15 protein-coding genes are annotated in these 18,482 nt (G+C 74.7%); 10 read left to right on the forward strand and 5 right to left on the reverse strand.

The window, feature by feature from the left end:
* The first annotated feature begins 300 nt into the window (after positions 1-300).
* The 3 genes from J4709_RS21720 (at position 301) to J4709_RS21730 (ending at position 6,416) form a co-directional block, all read left to right on the forward strand.
* A complete protein-coding gene (locus tag J4709_RS21720; RefSeq protein WP_208243561.1) occupies positions 301-1,785 on the forward strand; it encodes a sulfatase family protein in 1,485 nt (494 codons plus the stop codon).
* An 89-nt stretch (positions 1,786-1,874) separates the two neighbouring features.
* Positions 1,875-2,999, forward strand: coding sequence for an alpha/beta hydrolase (locus J4709_RS21725; protein ID WP_208243563.1), 1,125 nt, complete (start codon positions 1,875-1,877; stop codon positions 2,997-2,999).
* Positions 3,000-3,110: 111 nt separating this feature from the next.
* Positions 3,111-6,416, forward strand: coding sequence for a WD40/YVTN/BNR-like repeat-containing protein (locus tag J4709_RS21730; protein WP_208243565.1), 3,306 nt, complete (start codon positions 3,111-3,113; stop codon positions 6,414-6,416).
* 100 nt (positions 6,417-6,516) lie between these two features.
* On the opposite strand, the gene J4709_RS21735 is transcribed toward J4709_RS21730, so the two are convergent.
* Both J4709_RS21735 and J4709_RS21740 read right to left on the reverse strand, forming a co-directional pair.
* Positions 6,517-7,617 (reverse strand): glycosyltransferase, encoded by a 1,101-nt coding sequence (locus tag J4709_RS21735; RefSeq protein ID WP_232383853.1) that lies wholly within the window; start codon positions 7,615-7,617, stop codon positions 6,517-6,519.
* A 327-nt stretch (positions 7,618-7,944) separates the two neighbouring features.
* The gene (locus J4709_RS21740) at positions 7,945-9,378 is read right to left on the reverse strand and encodes an LCP family protein (RefSeq protein ID WP_208243568.1); all 1,434 of its coding nucleotides are present in this window, start codon (positions 9,376-9,378) and stop codon (positions 7,945-7,947) included.
* 140 nt (positions 9,379-9,518) lie between these two features.
* On the opposite strand from J4709_RS21740, the gene J4709_RS21745 reads away from it, so the two are divergent.
* The 4 genes from J4709_RS21745 to J4709_RS21760 all read left to right on the forward strand — a co-directional run bounded on the left by J4709_RS21745 (position 9,519) and on the right by J4709_RS21760 (position 13,833).
* Positions 9,519-10,463: a DUF6177 family protein gene (locus J4709_RS21745; protein ID WP_232383854.1), complete on the forward strand. Its 945-nt coding sequence runs from the start codon at positions 9,519-9,521 to the stop codon at positions 10,461-10,463.
* Between the two features lie 121 nt (positions 10,464-10,584).
* On the forward strand, positions 10,585-11,325 hold the full coding sequence (locus J4709_RS21750; RefSeq protein WP_208243570.1) for a VC0807 family protein: 741 nt from the start codon (positions 10,585-10,587) through the stop codon (positions 11,323-11,325).
* 45 nt (positions 11,326-11,370) lie between these two features.
* Entirely contained in the window at positions 11,371-12,369 is a 999-nt protein-coding gene (locus J4709_RS21755; RefSeq protein ID WP_208243572.1) for a glycoside hydrolase family 113 protein, read from the forward strand.
* A gap of 33 nt (positions 12,370-12,402) precedes the next feature.
* Positions 12,403-13,833 (forward strand): DUF1266 domain-containing protein, encoded by a 1,431-nt coding sequence (locus J4709_RS21760; RefSeq protein ID WP_208243574.1) that lies wholly within the window; start codon positions 12,403-12,405, stop codon positions 13,831-13,833.
* 14 nt (positions 13,834-13,847) lie between these two features.
* Here J4709_RS21760 and J4709_RS21765 read toward each other — a convergent pair whose 3' ends face one another.
* Together J4709_RS21765 and J4709_RS54815 are read right to left on the reverse strand one after the other, a co-directional pair.
* Complete coding sequence (locus tag J4709_RS21765; RefSeq protein ID WP_208243576.1) at positions 13,848-14,315, reverse strand: hypothetical protein; 468 nt, start codon at positions 14,313-14,315, stop codon at positions 13,848-13,850.
* Positions 14,312-16,114 carry a MinD/ParA family ATP-binding protein gene (locus J4709_RS54815; protein ID WP_208243578.1) on the reverse strand — a complete coding sequence of 601 codons (1,803 nt, stop codon included), beginning with the start codon at positions 16,112-16,114 and terminating at the stop codon, positions 14,312-14,314. The genes J4709_RS21765 and J4709_RS54815 overlap by 4 nt, the downstream gene beginning before the upstream one ends.
* A 225-nt stretch (positions 16,115-16,339) precedes the next feature.
* Here J4709_RS54815 and J4709_RS21775 point away from each other — a divergent pair, with 225 nt between their 5' ends.
* Positions 16,340-17,173, forward strand: coding sequence for a hypothetical protein (locus J4709_RS21775; protein WP_208243580.1), 834 nt, complete (start codon positions 16,340-16,342; stop codon positions 17,171-17,173).
* A gap of 94 nt (positions 17,174-17,267) precedes the next feature.
* Here J4709_RS21775 and J4709_RS21780 read toward each other — a convergent pair whose 3' ends face one another.
* Complete coding sequence (locus tag J4709_RS21780; RefSeq protein ID WP_208243582.1) at positions 17,268-17,468, reverse strand: hypothetical protein; 201 nt, start codon at positions 17,466-17,468, stop codon at positions 17,268-17,270.
* 301 nt (positions 17,469-17,769) lie between these two features.
* Between J4709_RS21780 and J4709_RS21785 the strand changes: the two genes are divergently transcribed.
* A complete protein-coding gene (locus J4709_RS21785; protein WP_208243583.1) occupies positions 17,770-18,177 on the forward strand; it encodes a YbaB/EbfC family nucleoid-associated protein in 408 nt (135 codons plus the stop codon).
* Positions 18,174-18,476: a WXG100 family type VII secretion target gene (locus tag J4709_RS21790; protein ID WP_208243585.1), complete on the forward strand. Its 303-nt coding sequence runs from the start codon at positions 18,174-18,176 to the stop codon at positions 18,474-18,476. Before J4709_RS21785 ends, J4709_RS21790 begins: the two co-directional genes overlap by 4 nt.
* Positions 18,477-18,482 lie beyond the last annotated feature (6 nt).

The following is an 18,482-nucleotide window of genomic DNA, read 5'->3' on the forward strand; positions in this document are numbered from 1 at the left end:
GGTCTCGGCAGCCCGAGCTCTCGCAGATCCCCGCCCTCCCTCGCACGTCCCCCGCATGATGCCAACAAGCCGCATCGGACCGCGAACCGGCGCCAAGTGCACGAATCACCGCAGGGCTGGTTACCCTTGCAGGCCGGAACCGATCACCGATCGCGGCGCGAGCCCGCGCCGGGGCACCGCGGGCCGGACGCGCCGCGCCCCCGCGCCCGGAGGGAAAGGCGGACATTGACCCGACAACGGCGGCTCCGCCCGCGCGTGCGATCGGGCCGGCCCGCGCCGGCGCGCGTGCGCGGACGCGCGGTGGCCGCCCTGCTGTGCCTGCTGGCCGCGCTCGCGGCGGGCGGCTGCAGCGGCGGGTCCGGAACCGGCCACGGCAAGCGCGGTGGCACGCCGGGCGCCGCGGCGAAGAAGCCGAACATCATCTTCGTGCTCACCGACGACCTGTCGTGGAACCTCGTCCCGCACATGCCGCAGGTGCAGCGGATGCAGCGCGACGGCCTGACCTTCGACCGGTTCTACATGGCGGACTCGCTGTGCTGCACGTCCCGCGCGACGATCTTCACCGGCCGCTACCCGCACAACACCGGGGTCCGCACGAACTTCCCGCCGCTCGGCGGCTACGAGGTCTTCAAGCAGCGCGCCGGGGAGCAGAACGCGTTCGCGCCCGCGCTGCAGAAGGCCGGGTACCGCACCGCGCTGCTCGGCAAGTACATGAACGGCTACCAGCCCGCCGACGCCCAGGGCGGCGCGGAGCCGTACGTGCCGCCCGGCTGGAGCGAGTGGTACGTCGCGGGCAACGGCTACCCCGAGTACGGCTACAACCTGAACGAGAACGGCCGCCTCGTCTCCTACGGGCACAAGCCGCAGGACTACCTGACCGACGTCCTGGCGAACAAGGGCGCCGACTTCGTCCGGCGCGCCGGGAGCACCTCGCAGCCGTTCTTCATGGAGATCTCGACGTTCGCGCCGCACGGCCCGTTCGTCGCCGCGCCGAAGTACGCCAAGAGCTTCCCCCATCTGAAGGCGCCCCGGTCGCCGTCGTTCAACGAGAAGGACGTCAGCGACAAGCCGTCCTGGCTGCGCAAGCACCCCAAGCTGGGCAAGCGCGCCATCGCCCGGATCGACGAGGGGTTCCGCGACCGCGTCCGGATGGTCCGGTCCGTCGACGACATGATCGGCCGGCTGCGGGGCGAGCTGGCGAAGCTCGGCATCGACCGCGACACCTATGTCGTCTTCGGGTCCGACAACGGGTTCCACATGGGCGAGCACCGGCTCGCCGGCGGCAAGATGACCGCGTTCGACATCGACATCCACGTCCCCTACGTCGTCACCGGGCCCGGCGTCGGCGCGGGACGCCGCGTCGGCGCGTTCGCGCAGAACACCGACCTCGCGCCCACCTTCCTCGGCCTCGCCGGGCTGCCCGCCGGGCCCGGCACCGACGGCCGGTCGCTGGTGCCGTTCCTGCAGGGCCGCACGCCGGACGGGTGGCGGCAGGCCGTGCTGATCGAGCACGTCAAGCCCGCACCGTCGCGCGACGACCCGGACCGGCAGGACTCCGCGCCCGGCGCGCCCACCACCTACAACGCGATCCGCACGAACGACGCGCTCTACGTCGAGTACGCCGACGGCGAGCGCGAGTACTACGACCTGACACGCGACCCGGACGAGCTGCGGAACACCGCCGGGCGGCTGCCCGAGCAGCGGCGGCGGCAGCTGTCGAACCAGCTGTACGCGTTCGTGCACTGCGCCGGGCAGGGGTGCACCGCCGCTGGGCAGACCGGGTGATCCAGACAGACCAGTGATCCGACGGAAAAGGTGAACCGGGCCAGGCGGGCGCGCCGGGAGGACGGTCCGATGAGGGGGGAGCACGACCCATGCAGCTGACCAGCACGGCCTTCGTCGTCCTCGTCTGCCTGCTCGCCGCGGCGGCGCTGGCCGGGACGCTGTGGGCACTGCCGAGGATCACCGGGCGCGGGCTCGGCCCGCAGGCCGCCCGCGGCGGGCTGCTGGCCGGCTGCCAGCTGTTCATCACGCTCGCCCTCGTCACCGGGATGAACGCCTACTTCGTCTTCTACAACAGCTGGAGCGACCTGTTCGGCCAGCTGGACGGACCCGTCGCCGTGCACGGCGCCAGGGCCGGGCAGGGCGCCTGGTCGGGCGGCCCGCTGCCGCGCACCGTCTCGCCGCTGTCGGTGCAGCAGGGCCTGCACGACCCGGCCCGCGACGGGCGGCTGGAGCAGACGACGATCCACGGCGCGCGGACCGGGCTGCAGGTGCAGGCGTTCGTCTACCTGCCGCCGCAGTACTTCCAGCCGGAGTTCAAGGACCGCAGGTTCCCGGTCGCGCTCGTCCTCGCCGGCTACCCGGGCGACCCGCGCGGCATCATCGAGCGGCAGTCGATGGTGAAGCTCGCGGCCCGGGACATGCGCAGCGGAACGATCCAGCCGACCGTCTACGTCATCACCCGGACGATGGTCGCCCCGCCCCGCGACACCGAGTGCACGGACGTGCCGAGCGGGCCGCAGTCCCTGACGTTCTTCGCGCAGGACGTCCCGGCGGCGCTGAGCGCGACGTACCGGCTGACGCCCGGCGAGCAGGGCTGGGGCGTCATCGGCCAGTCGACCGGCGGGTACTGCGCGGTCAAGCTGGCCATGATGCACTCCGACCGGTTCGTCGCGGGCGCCTCCCTCGGCGGCTACCTGCACGCGATCAAGGACCCGACCACCGGCGAGCTGTACGGCGGCAGCGCGCAGGTCCGCAACGACAACGACCTGATCTGGCGGGCCGGGCACCTGCCGTCGCCGCCCACGTCCGTCCTGCTGGCCTCCAGCAAGGTCGAGAAGGGCTACCGGCAGGCGCAGCAGTTCATCCGGCTGGTCAAGCCGCCGCTGCGGGTGGACACCCTGTTCCCGGCCGACGGCGGCCACAACTTCGGCACCTTCACCCGGCTGACCCCCGAGATCATGCAGTGGATGAACGGGCGGCTGAAGGCCGGGTGACGGCGGTACCGCCCGCATCGCGGGCGCCCGGGGGCGAATGCCCCATTATCATCGCTCACGACCATCGGACACGCGGGCGACGTGTAGTGACCTCAGGCGGGGAGTGCGGGCGTGACTTCGACCGGAAACCAGGACGGCGACCACGGGTCCGGCCAGGACGGCACCCGTGAGCCCGGCGAGGCCGGGGACGGCCGTTCCGACGCCGGGCGGCCGGGGCAGGCGCCGCCGCCTCCCCAGTGGCTGAACGAGCAGGGCCCGTCCGGTGCCGCGCCGCTGCTGCCCGAGCCGGCCGAGCAGCCGCCGCCGTTCGGTGAGCCGCCGCCCGAGCCGGAGGACACCGAGTCCGACCGGACGGTCGGCGACATCGACATCAGCGGCACCATGCGCACGCAGGTGTTCTCGCCCGGCGGCCGGGCCGGGAGCCCGCCCGGCGGCTCGGACGACGAGCCCGCTCCCCCGGCGCTCCCGCCGTTCCCCGGCCCGGCCGGCCCGGCGGGTCCCGCCGGTCCGGGCACCGACGGCCCGATCGGCGACCAGACCATCCTGGACGCGTCCGCATGGCTCGGCGGCACCGGCAGCGACGACGAGGAGGACGACGACGACCCGGACGTCACCCGCGTCGAGCGTCCCATCGCCCGCGACCCCGAGGTCACCCGCGTCGAGCGGCTCGGCGCCGGCGACCCGCAGCCCGCGCCGCCGCCCCCGGTCCAGCCGCCGACCGGGCCCCCGCCCTTCGCGCAGCAGCAACCGCAGCCGCCCGCGCCGTTCCCGTACGCCCAGGACATCCCCGGCACGCCCGCCGCGCCGGAACCGTTCCCGTACGCCCAGGACATGCCGGGCGCGCCCCCGGCCTCCGCGCCCGAGCCGTTCCCGTGGGCGCAGGAGATCCCGGGCCCCGCTCAGGCCGCGCCGCAGCCGGCCCCTGAACCCTTCCCGTGGGCACAGGAGATCCCGGACAGCAGGCCCGCACCCAGCGCACCCGAGCCGTTCCCGTACGCCCAGGACATCCCGGGCGTCCCGCCGCAGCAGCTCCCCGGGCCGCTGTCGGCGCAGCCGCCCCCGCACGCGATGCCCGCGCCGCCGGCGCTCGACGAGCCGTGGCGCACCGAGCCCAAGAGGAAGGGCGGCGCGAAGCGCTCCAAGAAGCCGATCCTCATCGGCGTCGCCGTGCTCGCCGTGGCGGCGCTCGTCGCCGGCGGCGTCGTGCTCGTGCCGCGGCTGACCGGCGGCAAGGACGGCGGGGACACCGGCGACGGCGGCGCCCGGCTGGCCGGCGCCCTGTTCCCCGTCGGCCGCTCGGCGCAGACCGACGGCCGCGACCAGCAGATCACCGGCGTCGCCTCCGTCGGGTCGACCGTCGTGGCGGTCGGCGGCGAGAGCGACCCGGAGAGCGCGCGCGGCCTGTTCCTCGTGTCCGCCGACGGCGGGCGCACCTTCAAGCCCGCCGACCTCAAGGGCACCGGCGGCGCGGTCCCCGCTCCCGGCGACGTGCCCGCCGCGGTGGGCGGCTCGTCGCGCGGCTGGGTGGCCGTCGGCGCCCGCACCGGCGGCGGCGCCGTGTGGACCAGCACCGACGGGCAGGAGTGGACCCGCCAGCCCGACCCGGTCGGGGACGCCTTCGGCGGGCACAGCCGGGTGGAGCGCATCGTCGGCACCGACTCCGGCTTCCTCGCCATCGGCGAGCGGAGCCAGAAGGGCGACTTCAGCGACGCGGTCCCGGTCGCCTGGCTGTCGGGCGACGGCCGCCGCTGGGAGGCCCGCGCCGGCGACCAGATCGGCCTGCACGTGGAGAACGGGAGCTTCTCGCTCGTCCAGGCGGCCGCCGCCGGCAAGGTGGTCCTGCTGGAGGCGCTCATCACCCCGAAGGGCGGCAAGCAGGGCCCCTACCGCAAGGTGTGGCGGTCCGAGGACGGCGGCCGGACCTGGGCGGTCTCGGAGGTGCCGGTGCCGAAGGGCAGCCGCGGCCTGGAGATCGGCGGCGGCCCGGCCGGCTTCCTCGCGATGCGCGAGGTCGCGGCGGGCGGCCAGGCGTTCGTCTCCAAGGACGGCAGTTCCTGGACCAAGGCCGGCACGCTCAGCACGAGCGGCTACCGGCGCACCAGCCTGGTCCTCGGCGGCGAGCGCGGCTTCGCGGCCGTCGTCGTCCGCGGCCGCGACGTGCTGCTGTCGCGGAGCACCGACGGGCGGACCTGGCAGGACGCGGGCGCGTCGGAGTCCAAGGCCGGGCGCGAGCTGAAGGGCGCGGCGCTGGCCGGCGACGACACGGTGGTCGTCGGCAGCGAGCCCGGCGGCGGCGACAGCGACCCGCTGCTGAGCGTCTGGGACGGGCACGGCGCCGCGGTCCCCGTCGACCTGTCGAAGGTGCCCGGCGCGCTCCGCCCCGACCACACGGTCCGCGACGTCGGGTCGGCCGGCGGGCTCGCCGTCGCGGTCGGCAGCGCGTCCGGCGACGCCGCCGTCTGGACGTCCAAGGACGGTTCGTCCTGGCAGGAGGCGCAGGGGCTCGGCGCGGCGTTCACCCGCCCGGGGCCGCAGCGGCTCGTCGACGTGGCGAACGGGAAGGCCGGCTGGCTGGCGGTCGGCTACGACCAGTCCTCGCCCCGCCGCCCGCTCGTCGTCACCTCGCAGGACGGCGCGTCCTGGCGGGCCGCCGACACCGCCGGCGCGTTCGCCGGGAGCGGGCACGGCATGCCGGTCACGGCCGCCGCCACGAGCGGCCCGGCCGGGTACGTGGTCGTCGGCACCGAGGGCCCGTCGGCGGCGACCTGGTTCTCCGCCGACCTGAAGAACTGGGAGCGCGGCAAGAGCGCCGCCGCGAACGCCCTGGAGGGCCGCGCCGGCGCGGGCCACTGGATGCTGGACGTGACCGGCGGCTCGTCGGGCTACATCGCGGTCGGCGGAGGCCACGACGGCAACGGCAACCACCCGAACGTGTGGACGTCGGCGGACGGCAAGCAGTGGACGCTCCAGGAGCTCAAGCTGCCCGGCGGCGTGAAGGAGGGGCACCTCACCCATGTCGCCGCCAAGGGCGCCACGGTGGTCGCCACCGGGCTCGCGGCGACCCCGCAGGGGCTCGGCTGGCTCGGCTACGTGTCGACGGACTCGGGCCGGACGTGGCGGCCGCTGTCCTCGCCCGGCGGCGGGACGAAGCTGACGGTGACGGCCCTGACCGCGACGCCGAAGGGGTTCGCCGCCGCCGGCACGACGGGCGAGCCGGGCGCGCGGGACGTCGTGTCGTGGACGTCCGCCGACGGCTCGACGTGGACGGCGTCGTCCCCGACCGGCAAGGGCCTGTCCGGCGCCGGCGACCAGCAGGTCACCGGGCTGGGCGTCGTCGGGGGGTCGCTGCTCGGCGTCGGCGACACCGTCGGGCAGAGCGGTGAGCAGCCCGTCCTGTGGAGCCGCCCCGTCCCGTAGCGGACGCCGCCGCGTAGCGGACGCCGCCGCGGGCCCGGCACGGCCGCCGGGTCCGCGGCGCCCCGTTCCCCGGCACGGTCCAAGCCGGGCCGGGGGCGGGTCAGCCTTCCCGGGGGTCGGCGGTCGTCGGGTCCTGCGCGCCGTACGCCGGCCAGATGTCGTAGCCGGTCTGCACGTCGTCGTCGGGACGGGCGTGCCGCGGCCGGTACGCGGGCCGGTCGGGGACGGTCATCGTCGGGTCGCCCCCGGACGCGACCAGGTCGCCGGCGGGCTCGGTGAGGGCGGGGTCGGTGATGACCATGGCGGGCAGCCGGGCGGCCGCGTTCGCGGCGGCCGCGTCCGCCGCCTCCGCGGCCTTCGCCGCGTTGCGGCGGGCGCCGTACGGGGCGACCAGCATCCGGTAGAACGGCCGCCGGATCACCGTGGGCACGAGGCGGTAGCCGCCCCGGACGAGGACGTTGCGCACGTACTGGCGCCGCGAGATGAAGCCCTCCGCGAGCATCTCGCGCTGCAGCCGCAGCTCCGAACGGAGCAGCTCGCGGCCGCCGCGGCGGTGGTAGGCGCCGTCGCCGACCCGGTAGTAGACGAGCGGCTCGGCGACGTTCACCAGCCGGGCGCCGGCGGCGATCATCCGGACGAACAGCCAGTAGTCCTCCATCAGCGGCAGGTCGCCGTAGCCGCCCGCGGCGATGACGGCGCTGCGCCGGTACACGACCGTCGGATGGTTGAACGGGTCGTGCAGCCGCGAGTAGCGGACGATGTCGGTCGGGTCGCTCGGCGGGATGCGGCGGCCGACGACGTCCTCGGTGTCGCGGCCGAACTCCAGCAGTCCCGCGCCGACGAGCTCGGCGCCCGCGCGCACCAGCGGGACCTGCAGCTCGAAGCGGTGCGGCATCGCGATGTCGTCGGCGTCCATCCGGGCGACGATGTCGTGCCGGGCGGCCTGCAGGCCGGCGTCCAGCGCGGGCCCGAGACCGCGGTTGACCTCCAGCGGGACGAACGTCACCTCGACCGGGCTGGCCGCCACGAGCTCCTTCAGCACCACCGCGAGCTCCGGCCGGACCGGACCGTCCTGGACCAGCACCACCTGGTCGGGGCGGAGCGTCTGGTCGTCGACCGCGCTGCGGAAGGCGTCCCGGACGTACTCTTCACGGTCACCGCCGTAGACGGTCATCAGGAGGGTGAAGGGTTCGGGCTGCATCGGTCCGTTTCCGGGTGAGGCCGTGGCGGCCGTCGGAGCGCGAGCCGCGGCGGGCGGACTCGGGAGCGGCTCCTCTGGGGGTCGTCGTTCGGGCGGGGGGACAGGGGTCGGGGCAGGCGGGGCGGCGGAGACGCCGCCCTTCATGTGACGCTTTAGTGCGGTTGATGGTTGCGCGCCGCCAAGATACCGGTGTGATGTGACTTCCGACGATGGAACGTGCCCGTCAGAGCGCTGCGGGGCCCCGTCCGGCGTGACCGGATCAGGCCGATCCGCGTGTCACGCCCGGCCCTCGCTCACACCCGGCCCTCGCTCATGCCTGGCCGTCTCTCATGCTTGGGAGCACACGTCGCGGTCGGCGCGGATCTCGCCGGCCACCTTCGGCACCGCGGGCCCGCCGCCGCTCAGCTTCGCGCCGTCCTTGCCGATGATCAGGTAGACGTAGCCGGGCTTGGCCTTGGCCCAGGGGGCGGGCGGGTGGCCGGGGAGCGCGATCGCGGCCCGCGCGGCCTGCGCCTCGGCGCCCTTGCCGTACAGGATCCGGGTCTTGGCCGCCGGCTTGACGGTGCCGACCTTGACGACCTTGAAGCCGCGCTCGCTCAGGCTGTCGGCGGTGCGCTGGGCGAGGCCGTGCTCGGCGGTGCCGTTGAAGACGCCGATCCTGACCTGGGAGGGCGGGACGGGCTGGACCTTCTGCTGCGCGGGCACCGGTGCGGGCGCGGGCTCGGGCGGGGTGTTGTCCTCGCGGATCGCCTGGAACAGCGGCTCGGCGAGCGCCTGGTTGAACTGGACCCGGTTCTTGTCCTTCGGGTACGCCATCGTCGGCACGGTGACGAACCGGACCTTCCCGGCGCTCATCCCCTTCAGGCCGCTCGCCAGCTTCTCCATCACCGACAGCGTCAGCTTGTCGTCGGCCTTGATCGCCTTGGTGGCGGCGGACAGGAAGTTGTAGGTGCGGCCGGGGTCGGTGAGCATCCCCTTGTCGGTCGCCTTCTTGACGACCGAGGCCATGAACGCCTGCTGCCGCTTGATCCGGGCGAGGTCGGAGCCGTCGCCGAGGACGTACCGGGTGCGCACGTAGCCGAGCGCCTCGGCGCCGCGCACGGTCTGCTTGCCCGCCTTGAGGTGCAGCTCGGCCTTGGGGTCGTTGATCGGCCTCGGGACGCAGATCTCGACGCCGCCGAGCGCGTCCACGACCTGCTTGAAGCCGGCGAAGTCGACCTCGACGAAGTGGTCGATGTGGATCTTGGTGAGCGACTCGATGGTGCGCCAGGTGCAGGCCGGGCCGGCGTTGGAGAACGCGGCGTTGATCATGCCGAACTGGGCCGGGACGGTGGCGCCGCCGGACTTCTTGCAGGTCGGCATCTGGACCATCGAGTCGCGCGGAAAGCTGATGCCGATCGCGCCGGCGCCGCCCGGTGAGATGTGCAGCAGGACCGTGGTGTCGGACCGCTCGCCCAGCTCGGTGCCGTACTGCGCGTTGGCGCCCTGCCGGCTGTCGGAGCCCATCAGCAGGATGTTGATGGAGTCGTTCAGCTTGGCGGGCCGGTTCGTGCCGAGCTTGTCGTCGACCTTCTCGCGGTGGATCTGGCCGTCGAGCCGCCGCCAGAACCCGTACGCGGTGAGGCTGCCGCCGACGAGGACGACCGAGAGGGCGATCGACATCCAGCCGAGCACGCGCCAGAGGCGCCCGCGCTGCACCGGCGGCTCCGGCGGCGATGGGGCGCTGTAGTACACCGGCGGCGGTGCGGCGGCTCGCTGCATCCGTAACATTTCAGCACAGATTGGACACCCGCCACCCCCGCCACGAAAAACTCGGCCGGGACGGGCCGCCGCCCGCCCCGCGCGGGCGGGCCGGACCCTCCCGGAGCGCCGCGGCGGGGTGGCTAGACTCCGGTGACAGGATGAGCATCGTAGACGCGCTGACCGACCAGGCCATGGTCGTGCTGCAGGACCGCCCGGTCGTCGCGCTGAGCGCGTGGCTGAACCGGGCCCTCGGCGAATGCGCCGCCACCGGCCGCACCCTGCAGCTGGTCACGCCGCTCGGCTCCCGGCTGTCGCTGCCGCTGCGCAGCGCCGCGTCCGGCGCCGAGCTGCAGTGGGTCGTCCGCGACGGCGACGGCTACTACGAGGGCCTCACCGGACGGCCGCTGAAGTGGGGCGGCGCGATGTTCGTGCCGGTCCCGGAGGCCCGCGACTACGCCGCCGGGTACACCACCCGGCCCGCCGGGCGGATCGGCTCGCAGCTCACCCTCGTCTACCGGATCCGGCACGGCGCCGACGGGCACCTCGCCGGCCCCGTCGAGCGGCTGCTGCAGCTCACCACCGGCAAGCTCCCGGCCGGGCTCGGGCCCGCCGAGCCGGTGGAGCACCCGTGGCGGCCCGACCGGCTCACCGAGTACGCCCGCGGCCGGTCCACGTCCCGGCTGCTCGTCGCCGGGGACGGGCCGCGCCCCGCGCAGGCGATCTGCGACTTCACCGCGACCGAGGGCGGCGGCGTCGCCGAGGTCAGCACCGTCACCGTCGGCTACGACCCGAAGGACCCGCCGCCGCTGCAGCACCTCGGTTCGCTGGTCGGCGCGCTCGCCGCCGACCAGCCCGTCGCGTCGCTGTTCGTGCAGCTCACGCCCGGCCGCGCCGACCTCACCACCGAGCCGCGCTGGACGGGCGCGCCGGCGCCGGTCGCGCTGGCCGTCGCGGGCGCCGTCGGCGGGCCGAACGGCATCCCCGGGCAGCAGGTCGGGCCGCCGCGCCAGCCGCTGACGATGTTCCCGCTGGGCGACGGCCGCTCGCAGGACGGCTGGCAGCGCCACAGCCTGCTGATGCAGCACCTCCAGGCGACCTCGTAACCGTCCCGCCCGCGGCGGTGACATTTGTCCTGCCGAGGCGTGGACGGACGGCTCTGCCGGGCCCGCCCCGGTTCTCGCGAAGCTGGGAGCACCGCAAGCGAGGACCGCCGGGAGGCACCAGATGAAGATCCACCAGATGGACGCGGGGCACCGGGCCGGAACCGGCCGGCAGGCCGCCGCCGGCGACGGGCGGCAGATGGCGAAGGTGCTGGCGCCGCTGGCCGTGGACGTCGCGGTCCCGCTCGGCGTCTACTACCTCGCCCACAAGGGGCTCGGCATGGACCTGGTGGTGTCGCTGGCGCTGAGCAGCGTGGTCCCCGCCGTGCGGACGGTCGCCGGCGCCGTCCGGGACCGGTCGGTGAACGGGCTCGCCGCGCTGATGCTGGCGGTGAACGCGGCGGGCATCGCGCTCAGCTTCCTCACCGGCGACCCCCGGCTGATGATCGCCAAGGACTCCGGGATCAGCAGCGTGATCGGGCTGACGATCCTGGTGTCGGCGTTCGGGGCACGGCCGCTGATGAGCGCCGGGCTGAAGCCGTTCCTCACCAAGGGCGACGCCGCACGCGAGGCGGCCTGGGACCGGCTGAGCTCCGGCGCGTCCCGGTTCCGCGCGCTGGAGCGCCGGTTCACCATGGTGTGGGGGCTGGCGCTGCTCGCCGAGTGCGCCGCGCGGATCGCCGGCGCCTACACCGTCCCCGTCGAGACGATGGCCTGGCTCGGGACCGTGATGCTGGTCGGCGCGATCGGCATCGGCGCCGTGATGAGCGGCAGCGCGACCGAGCCGATGAAGGAGCTGCTGGACGCGGAGGTGCGCGCGCAGAACACCCGGGAGACCGCCGCCCCGACCACCGCCGCGGCCTGAACCTTCCCGAACGAACCCTGCTTGAAAAGGACTGGAGACAAGGCCATGCGCGCGCGAGGCATCAACTACGACACCGGCTTCTTCCCGGGCGGACGCGACAGCAACCCCGGCTTCGACCGGGCCGATGCGCGGCGCGACATGCGCGCCATCGCCGGCGACCTGCACTGCACCGCCGTCCGGATCAGCGGAGGCGACCCCGACCGGCTCGAAGCCGCCGCCGAGGAGGCCGCGGCCGCCGGCCTGGAGGTCTGGTTCGCGCCGTTCCCCTGCGAGCTGCCGCCGGACGGGATGGCCGCGCTGTTCGCCGACTGCGCGGACCGGGCCGAGCGGATCCGGCGCGGCGGCGCGGAGGTCGTCCTCGTGACGGGCTGCGAGGTCAGCCTGTTCGCCCAGGGGTTCGTCCCCGGCGACGACGTGTACGCCCGCATCCAGGCGATCGTGTCCGGCGACCCGGCCGTGTACGCCGCGATGGGCGACGTCCCGGGCCGCGTCAACGCGTTCTTCGCCGAGACGGTCGCGGCGGTCCGCGAGCGGTTCGGCGGGCGGGTCACCTACGCGTCCGGCCCCTGGGAGGACCTCGACTGGGGGCCGTTCGACCTGGTGTCCGTCGACGGCTACCGGTCCGCCGAGAACGCCGCGCACTACCGCGACTGGCTGCGCGGCCACTTCCGGCACGGCAAGCCCGTCGCGATCACCGAGTTCGGCTGCTGCACGTACGCGGGCGCCGGCGAGCGCGGCGGCACCGGCTGGATGATCGTCGACCGGGACGCCGAACCGCCCCGGCTCGACGGCGCGTACGTCCGCGACGAGCAGGAGCAGGTCCGGTACATGCGCGAGCTGCTGGACGTCTTCGAGGCCGAGGGCGTCGACGGCGCGTTCTGGTTCACCTTCGCCGGCTGGGGCCTCGCGCACGACCCCGCCGACCCGGTCCACGACCTCGACATGGCCTCCTACGGCGTCGTCACGGCCGCCCCGGACGGCACGTGGCACCCCAAAGCCGCCTTCCACGCCCTTGCCGCCGCATATGGCACGAACAGCCGATGATCTACCCGTAAGGGATGGGATAGCGTCCCCTCCATGGAAGATCCGGACGGCCAGCTCGGCGCGCTCGAGCGGGCCGTCGAGGGGACGCTCGCCGAGGGCGTGCTGGAGTTCGACGACGACGCGGCCGTCCTGCGGATCGAAGGCTCCCTCGTCCTCACCACCGGCTGGTTCCTGACCTGCGCCGCCGCCGGCGTCGTGCTGCTGCTGGCGGGCGCCGTCCTGTCGCTCGCCGGGCTGCGGTCCGCCGCGACCTGGGCGCTCGCCCCCGGCGCCGTGATGGTCGCGGTCGTCCTGGCGTTCCTGCTCGCGCTGCGGTTCACGCCGCTGCCCGCGCTCTGGCCCGAGCTGGAGCTGCGCTTCACCGAGCAGGCGATGGTGCACCGGCGCACCCGCGTCCCGTTCGGCGACCTGCGCCCCGAGCACCTGGTGTGGAAGAACGGCCGGTTCTTCCGGCGGCTGTACGTCCGGCACCCGTCGCTGCGCAAGCAGCTCGCCGGGTTCTTCGACAGCGAGGAGCGGCAGGCCGCCGAGTTCCGGCGCCGGCTCTGGGAGCTGATCTCCGCGCCCGACCTGCCCGGCGTCCTCGCCCACGGCAGCGACCTCACCCCCGTGCAGCGCTGGATCGTCGGCGCGGGCGCCCCGTACGGCGCGATCAACGGGTTCCGGCTGGACCGGCTCGGCGCCGCGCCCGGCACGTCCGCCGCGGCCGCCGACCGGCGCACCGCGCAGGAGCTGCTGCGCGAACCGTGGGGCGCCTACGACCTGGAGCAGCTGCTCGCCGCGGTGAACTGGCTCGTCCAGGAGGGGCACCGCGCCGACTTCACCATGGACGCCGACCTCGCCGCCCGCCCGCCCGAGCTGCGCGAACGCTACGCCGCGCTGCTGCGCGAGGTCGACGGCCTCATCGCCGCCGACCGGCTGGAGCCGCCTTTCGTGGAGCGGCTCATCGAGCTCGTCCGGGTCCGGTACGGCGCGGCGGGCGCCGCGTACGCCAAGCTCGTCCCGCCGCTGCTGCGCGACGAGCCCGGCGCGGACGCCGCCGAGGAGGGCGCGGAGCTGGCCCAGTTCCTGCACCGGCTGTTCAACGACCGCGGCCACGCCGCCGAGGAGCTGCACCGGCTGGACGTCCTCGCCGACCCCGCCCTGCGCGCCAACGCCGGCCGGTTCCTGGTCTGGGACTACGCGCGCGCGTTGATGCTGTACCGGTGGGGCCACATCGTGGGCTGGCTGACCGAGGAGTACTGCTGGGAGCGGATGCTGCCGCTCGCCCTCGACGTCCAGCGCCGGTACACCTCCTGGCACGACATGGCGACCTGCTACCTGCAAGGACGGCTGCTGTGGTCGGGCGGCGGCGGGCAGGCGCAGGCCGAGTACGAGCGGCTCGTCGAGCACCTCGCCGCCGAGCGGCGCAGCCCGTGGAACCTCGTGCCGTGGGACCTCGAACTGACCCGCGACTGGACCTGATCGGGCCCGGGGGCTCAGCCGCCGATGACCCCGCCCTGGTAGGCGGCTCCGTCCGCCGCGCCCGGCGCCTCCGCGGCCGCGCCGCCGCCCTCGCCGGACGCCCGCCAGCTCTGCGCCGGCGCATCGCTCTCCCCGTCGGGGTACACCGTCCCGCCGAGCCAGTGCACCAGCGAGTCGGCGAACTTGCGGGCGACGCGCGGCGCGTCCGGCAGATCGGCGACCGCGCGGATGTCGACCCACCAGACCGGCGCGACGACCCGGGCCGCGAACTCCGCGCCGAGCAGCCGGCCGATCTCGCCCTGCACCGACACCTGCACCGCGTCCTCGATCGCGACGAGCAGCCGGCCGTCCGCGTCGTACAGCAGCGTCGGCTCCGGCTCGCCGCCGCGCAGCTCCAGCGGCTCGCCCATCGCGATCATGCCGTCGGCGACGGCGTGCACGTCCGGGCGGCGGCGCACCAGCGCGACCAGGTCGCTGCTCATCGGACCGCCCCCGCGCCGAGCGAGCGGGCGAACACCTCGTGCACCACCTGGATACCCGCCATCCGCGCCGCGGCCGACACCCGGCCGAGGTCCAGCGAGCTGCCCGTCGCCAGATGCCGGTCGTAGGGCACCGCCACCACCGGCAGCCCCCACGCGGCCAGCATCTGGTGCGCGCGCTGCAGGTCGGCGCCGACCTGCGGGGCGTGCGACACCATCGCGATCACGGTGCGGCGCAGCACGTCCTGCTGGTCGTTGGAGACGAACCACTCCAGCGCCCCGCGCGCGCTCAGCGCCCCGTCGACCGTCCCGGGCGTCACCAGCACCAGGCCGTGCGAGCCCGCGATGACGCCGCGGTTGACCTCGGTGAGGATGCCCGCGCCGCAGTCGACGACCGTCGCCGCGACGTACCGGCTCACCGCGCTCAGCGCCGTCTCGAACGTCTCCAGCGTGAACTCGCCGGCGATCCGGCCGCCGCGCGTGGACGACAGCACCCACAGGCCGTCGGGCGTGCGGGTGAGGAACCGCGCCGCGTCCTCGAACGACTGCGGCCTCTGCGCGGCCAGGTCGAACAGCGACAGCTGCGAGCTGACGCCGAGCCGCAGCGGCAGCGAGCCGAGCTCGGCGTCGGCGTCGGCGGCCAGCACGCGGTCGGCGCGGTGCCGGGCCAGTTCCGTCGCGACGAGCGCGGCCATCGTCGTCTTGCCCGCGCCGCCGCGCACGCTCGCCACCGCGATCTGCCGGGAGCTCGCCACGGACCGCTGCATCAGCTCGCTGAACGCGGCGAGCAGCCGGGCCTCGCGGGCGCCGCCGCCGACGGCCTTCAGCACGCCGCGCCCGACCCGGCGGCCCAGCGCGTCGCCGTGCTGGTTCCTGCGGACGAGGTCGGAGGGCGGGATCTGGTGGCCGGTCGCCTGGCCGGGGCCGGCGGGCTGCCCGGGCATGCCGGGCTGGACGGGCGCGGCCTGCTGCGCGGCGGCCTGCTGCGCGGCGGCGGCCGGGCCGGGCCAGCCGGGCTGCTGCCCCTGCTGCCGGGCCGCCGGGTCGCCGGCCTGCGGGACGGCGCCGAGGACCGGGTTGACCGCGGCCTCCCAGTCGAAGTCCGAGTGGACGAGCGGGTCGGCCTGCTGCTGCGTCTCGGCCGGGACGTCCGCCGCCTGCTGCGCGGCCGCCTGCTGCGCCGCGGCCTGCTGTGCGGCTGCTTGCTGGGCGGCTGCTTGTTGTGCCGCCGCCTGCCGGGCGGCCGCTTGCTGCTGCATGGCCTGCTGCTGCGCGGCGAGCTGCTCCTGGAACGCCTGCTGCTGGGCGGCTGCGGCCTGCTGCGCCGCCGTCTCCTGCTGGGCCTGGGGGGACGGCATCGGCTCGGGCATCGCCGGCTCGGGCGGCTCTGGCAGCAGCGGGGCGGGCTCGTCCTGGACGCCCTGCGGCACCTCCGCGACCTGCGGGAACGGCGGCGCCTCAGGAACCGGGTCCGGCTGCGGGAAGGGCGGCGCCTCCGGAACGGGAGCGGCCTCAGGGGCGGGAGCGGGCGCCTCCGGCACGGGCTGCACCGGCGGCAGCGCCGGCGCGGACGGGCCGGGCCCGGCGGCCTGCGGCTCGGGCTGCGGCTCCTCCTGCGCGGCCTGCGCCACCTGCGGCGGGACGGACGCGGCGGGCGCCCTTTCCTGGGCAGGCCGCGGCGGAGCATCGGCGCCCCACGTCCCCTGCGCGGGGCCGGACGGCGTCGTGTCGAGGACCTGCAGTCCGCGCCCGGACACGCCGATCTCGCGCAGTACCGCCTGCTGCCAGCTGGAGTCGGACACCTGCCTCCCCTCTCCTCGCCAAGACTACGAGACACCCGTCGTCCCACGCACCGCCGCGGCCCGCAGGCCCTGCCCGCAAAGGGATCCGGGGCATGGTGCACACCGGTCTCACCGGCACAGACGGCATCAGACCGGCAATCTGCCCTGAAATCACCATGACCTGCCCGCTAGTCTTGCCGGACCTCAATCGGCACCCCGCCACGCCACACACCGCCCGGAGCGATGATGAACCCCCCTGAATGGCCCGGTCAGCCCGGCGGGCCGGGCTACCCGCCGCCGCCGGCGCCGCCCGGCCCCCCGATGCCCGGCCCGCCCGGCCCGCCGATGCCCGGCGCGCCGATGGGCTTCCCGCCCCCGCCGCGACGCAGCGGCGGCGGCCCGCTCGTGCCGCTGCTGATCATCGGCGTGGTCGTGGTGCTCGCCGTCGTCGGCGTCGGCGCCTTCCTCGTCCTGAACAGCGGCGACGACGACAAGCCGAACCGGTCCGTCGCGATGCCGACGCTGACCCACCTCAACCCGTCCTCGGGCACCACCTACGCGCCGCCGTCGCCGCGCACGTCCAGCGGCGGCGGGACGGGCGACCCGTCCAGCGTCCTCACCCGGACGATCCGGACGGCGAAGGGCAACACCTTCACCCAGGCGGGCGTCCGGACCGAGTCGTGCATCACCCGCGCCAACGCCAAGCTGCTGCCCACGCTGCGCCAGCACCCGTGCGTCGGGCTCATGCACTCGGCCGTCTACGCCAACCCGGGCCGGACCATCATCACGTCCGTGTCGATCATGACGCTGGCGAGCCCGTCCGCGGCGATCAGCGTCAAGGGCGCCACCGACCAGAGCGGCTGGCCGAAGCTGCTCACCCCGTCGGACGCCAGCGGGATCCCGCAGCCGCGGGCGAACCCGGCGTACTGGACGCGGACCTGGTCGCAGGGCCGGAACGTGATCTTCGCGCAGTCGTACTGGCGGAGCGGCGGCCCGACCGGCGGCCGCACCGGCAGCGTCTTCGCGACCGCCGGCGAGCTCGGCGTCGAGGTCACCAACACCCTGCTCTGGTCGAACTGACGGGGCTCTGGTCGAACTGATGGAACGTGCCGCACGGCGGCGGGACGGGCGGACGGCCGCCCGTCCCGCCCCGCAGCGGCCCGTCCCGGCCCGGTCAGCCGTCCTGCCGCTGCGCCTCGCGCTTGCGGGCCAGCGCCCGCTCGTAGGACGCCAGCGCGCGCTCGCCGCCCGGCCGCATCTCGAACCGGATCCCGCGGTCGCCCTCGAACGGCTCCCGGTGGTCGAAGCCGCCGGTGTAGATCTCGGCGGGCACCCGCTCGGGGAACGCCTCGCAGTACGGGACCCACGCGTCCATCGACGTCTCCGCACCCGGGTTCGCCCGCTGCCGGAGACGCACGCACGCGTCACAGATGCTGGGTCTCCTGCGCATGGTCGGGCCGTCCTCTCCGCTGCCTGCTCGCGCCGCCCGCACGCGCCGCCGGCGGCCACGCCGCAGTGTTCCACACCCGCGGCGACATGCCCCCCGACCTGTCACGATCACCAGGGAACGGGTTGCGACTTGAGCGACCAAATCATCATAATGAACCCTCTCTGTGTGTCTGTGATCGTGCGCGGTCGCGGGCTCGTTCAGCTCCCGACGAACAGAGGGGTCCCCCGTGCGCGCTGAATGGCAGGCGCATATCGACGAACTCCTGCAGACCTACCAGGAGAAGCGCAAGCAGATCCAGGACATGCAGTCCCGGCTGGAGACCATCGAGGCGTCCGCCGAGGCCGCCGACGGCATGGTCCGCGTCAAGGTCGACCGGCAGGGCCGGCTGACCTCGCTGGAACTCGACCCGCGGATCTCCCGCAAGCTCGGCACCGAGGAGCTCGCCGAGGCCGTCATGGAGGCGTCGAAGAAGGCGCAGGCCGACGTCGCCGAGCAGATGCGCGCCGCGATGCAGGGCCTCACCCCCGCCGGCGCGTCCGGCGGGGAGGGCGGGTTCGACCTCGCCAAGCTGCTGCCCGAACGCCCCGACGACATCGAGGCGGTCCGCGACCGCCTCGGGATCCAGCCGAAATGACCTTCGACGGCTACGAGGTCGACACCGAGGACCTCAAACGCGCCGGCGGCGGCTTCGAGACCAACGCCAACACGCTGCAGCAGATCCTCGACGCGCTGAACTCGGCGCTGCAGGCCGAGGGCAAGTGCTGGGGCGCCGACGAGACCGGCCAGAAGTTCGAAGAGGGCTACGCCGAGCCGAGCAAGAACGTCCTGGAGGCCTTCCCCAAGCTCAAGACGGGGCTGGACGGCATCAAGAAGGGCGTCGACGAGATGGCCAAGGAATACAAGAAGGCCGAAGACGCCTCGAAGCTGAAGTGAGCTGAT

The sequence above is a fragment of the Actinomadura violacea genome, from assembly GCF_017573465.1.
In the GTDB taxonomy this organism is placed as follows: Bacteria; Actinomycetota; Actinomycetes; order Streptosporangiales; family Streptosporangiaceae; genus Spirillospora; species Spirillospora violacea.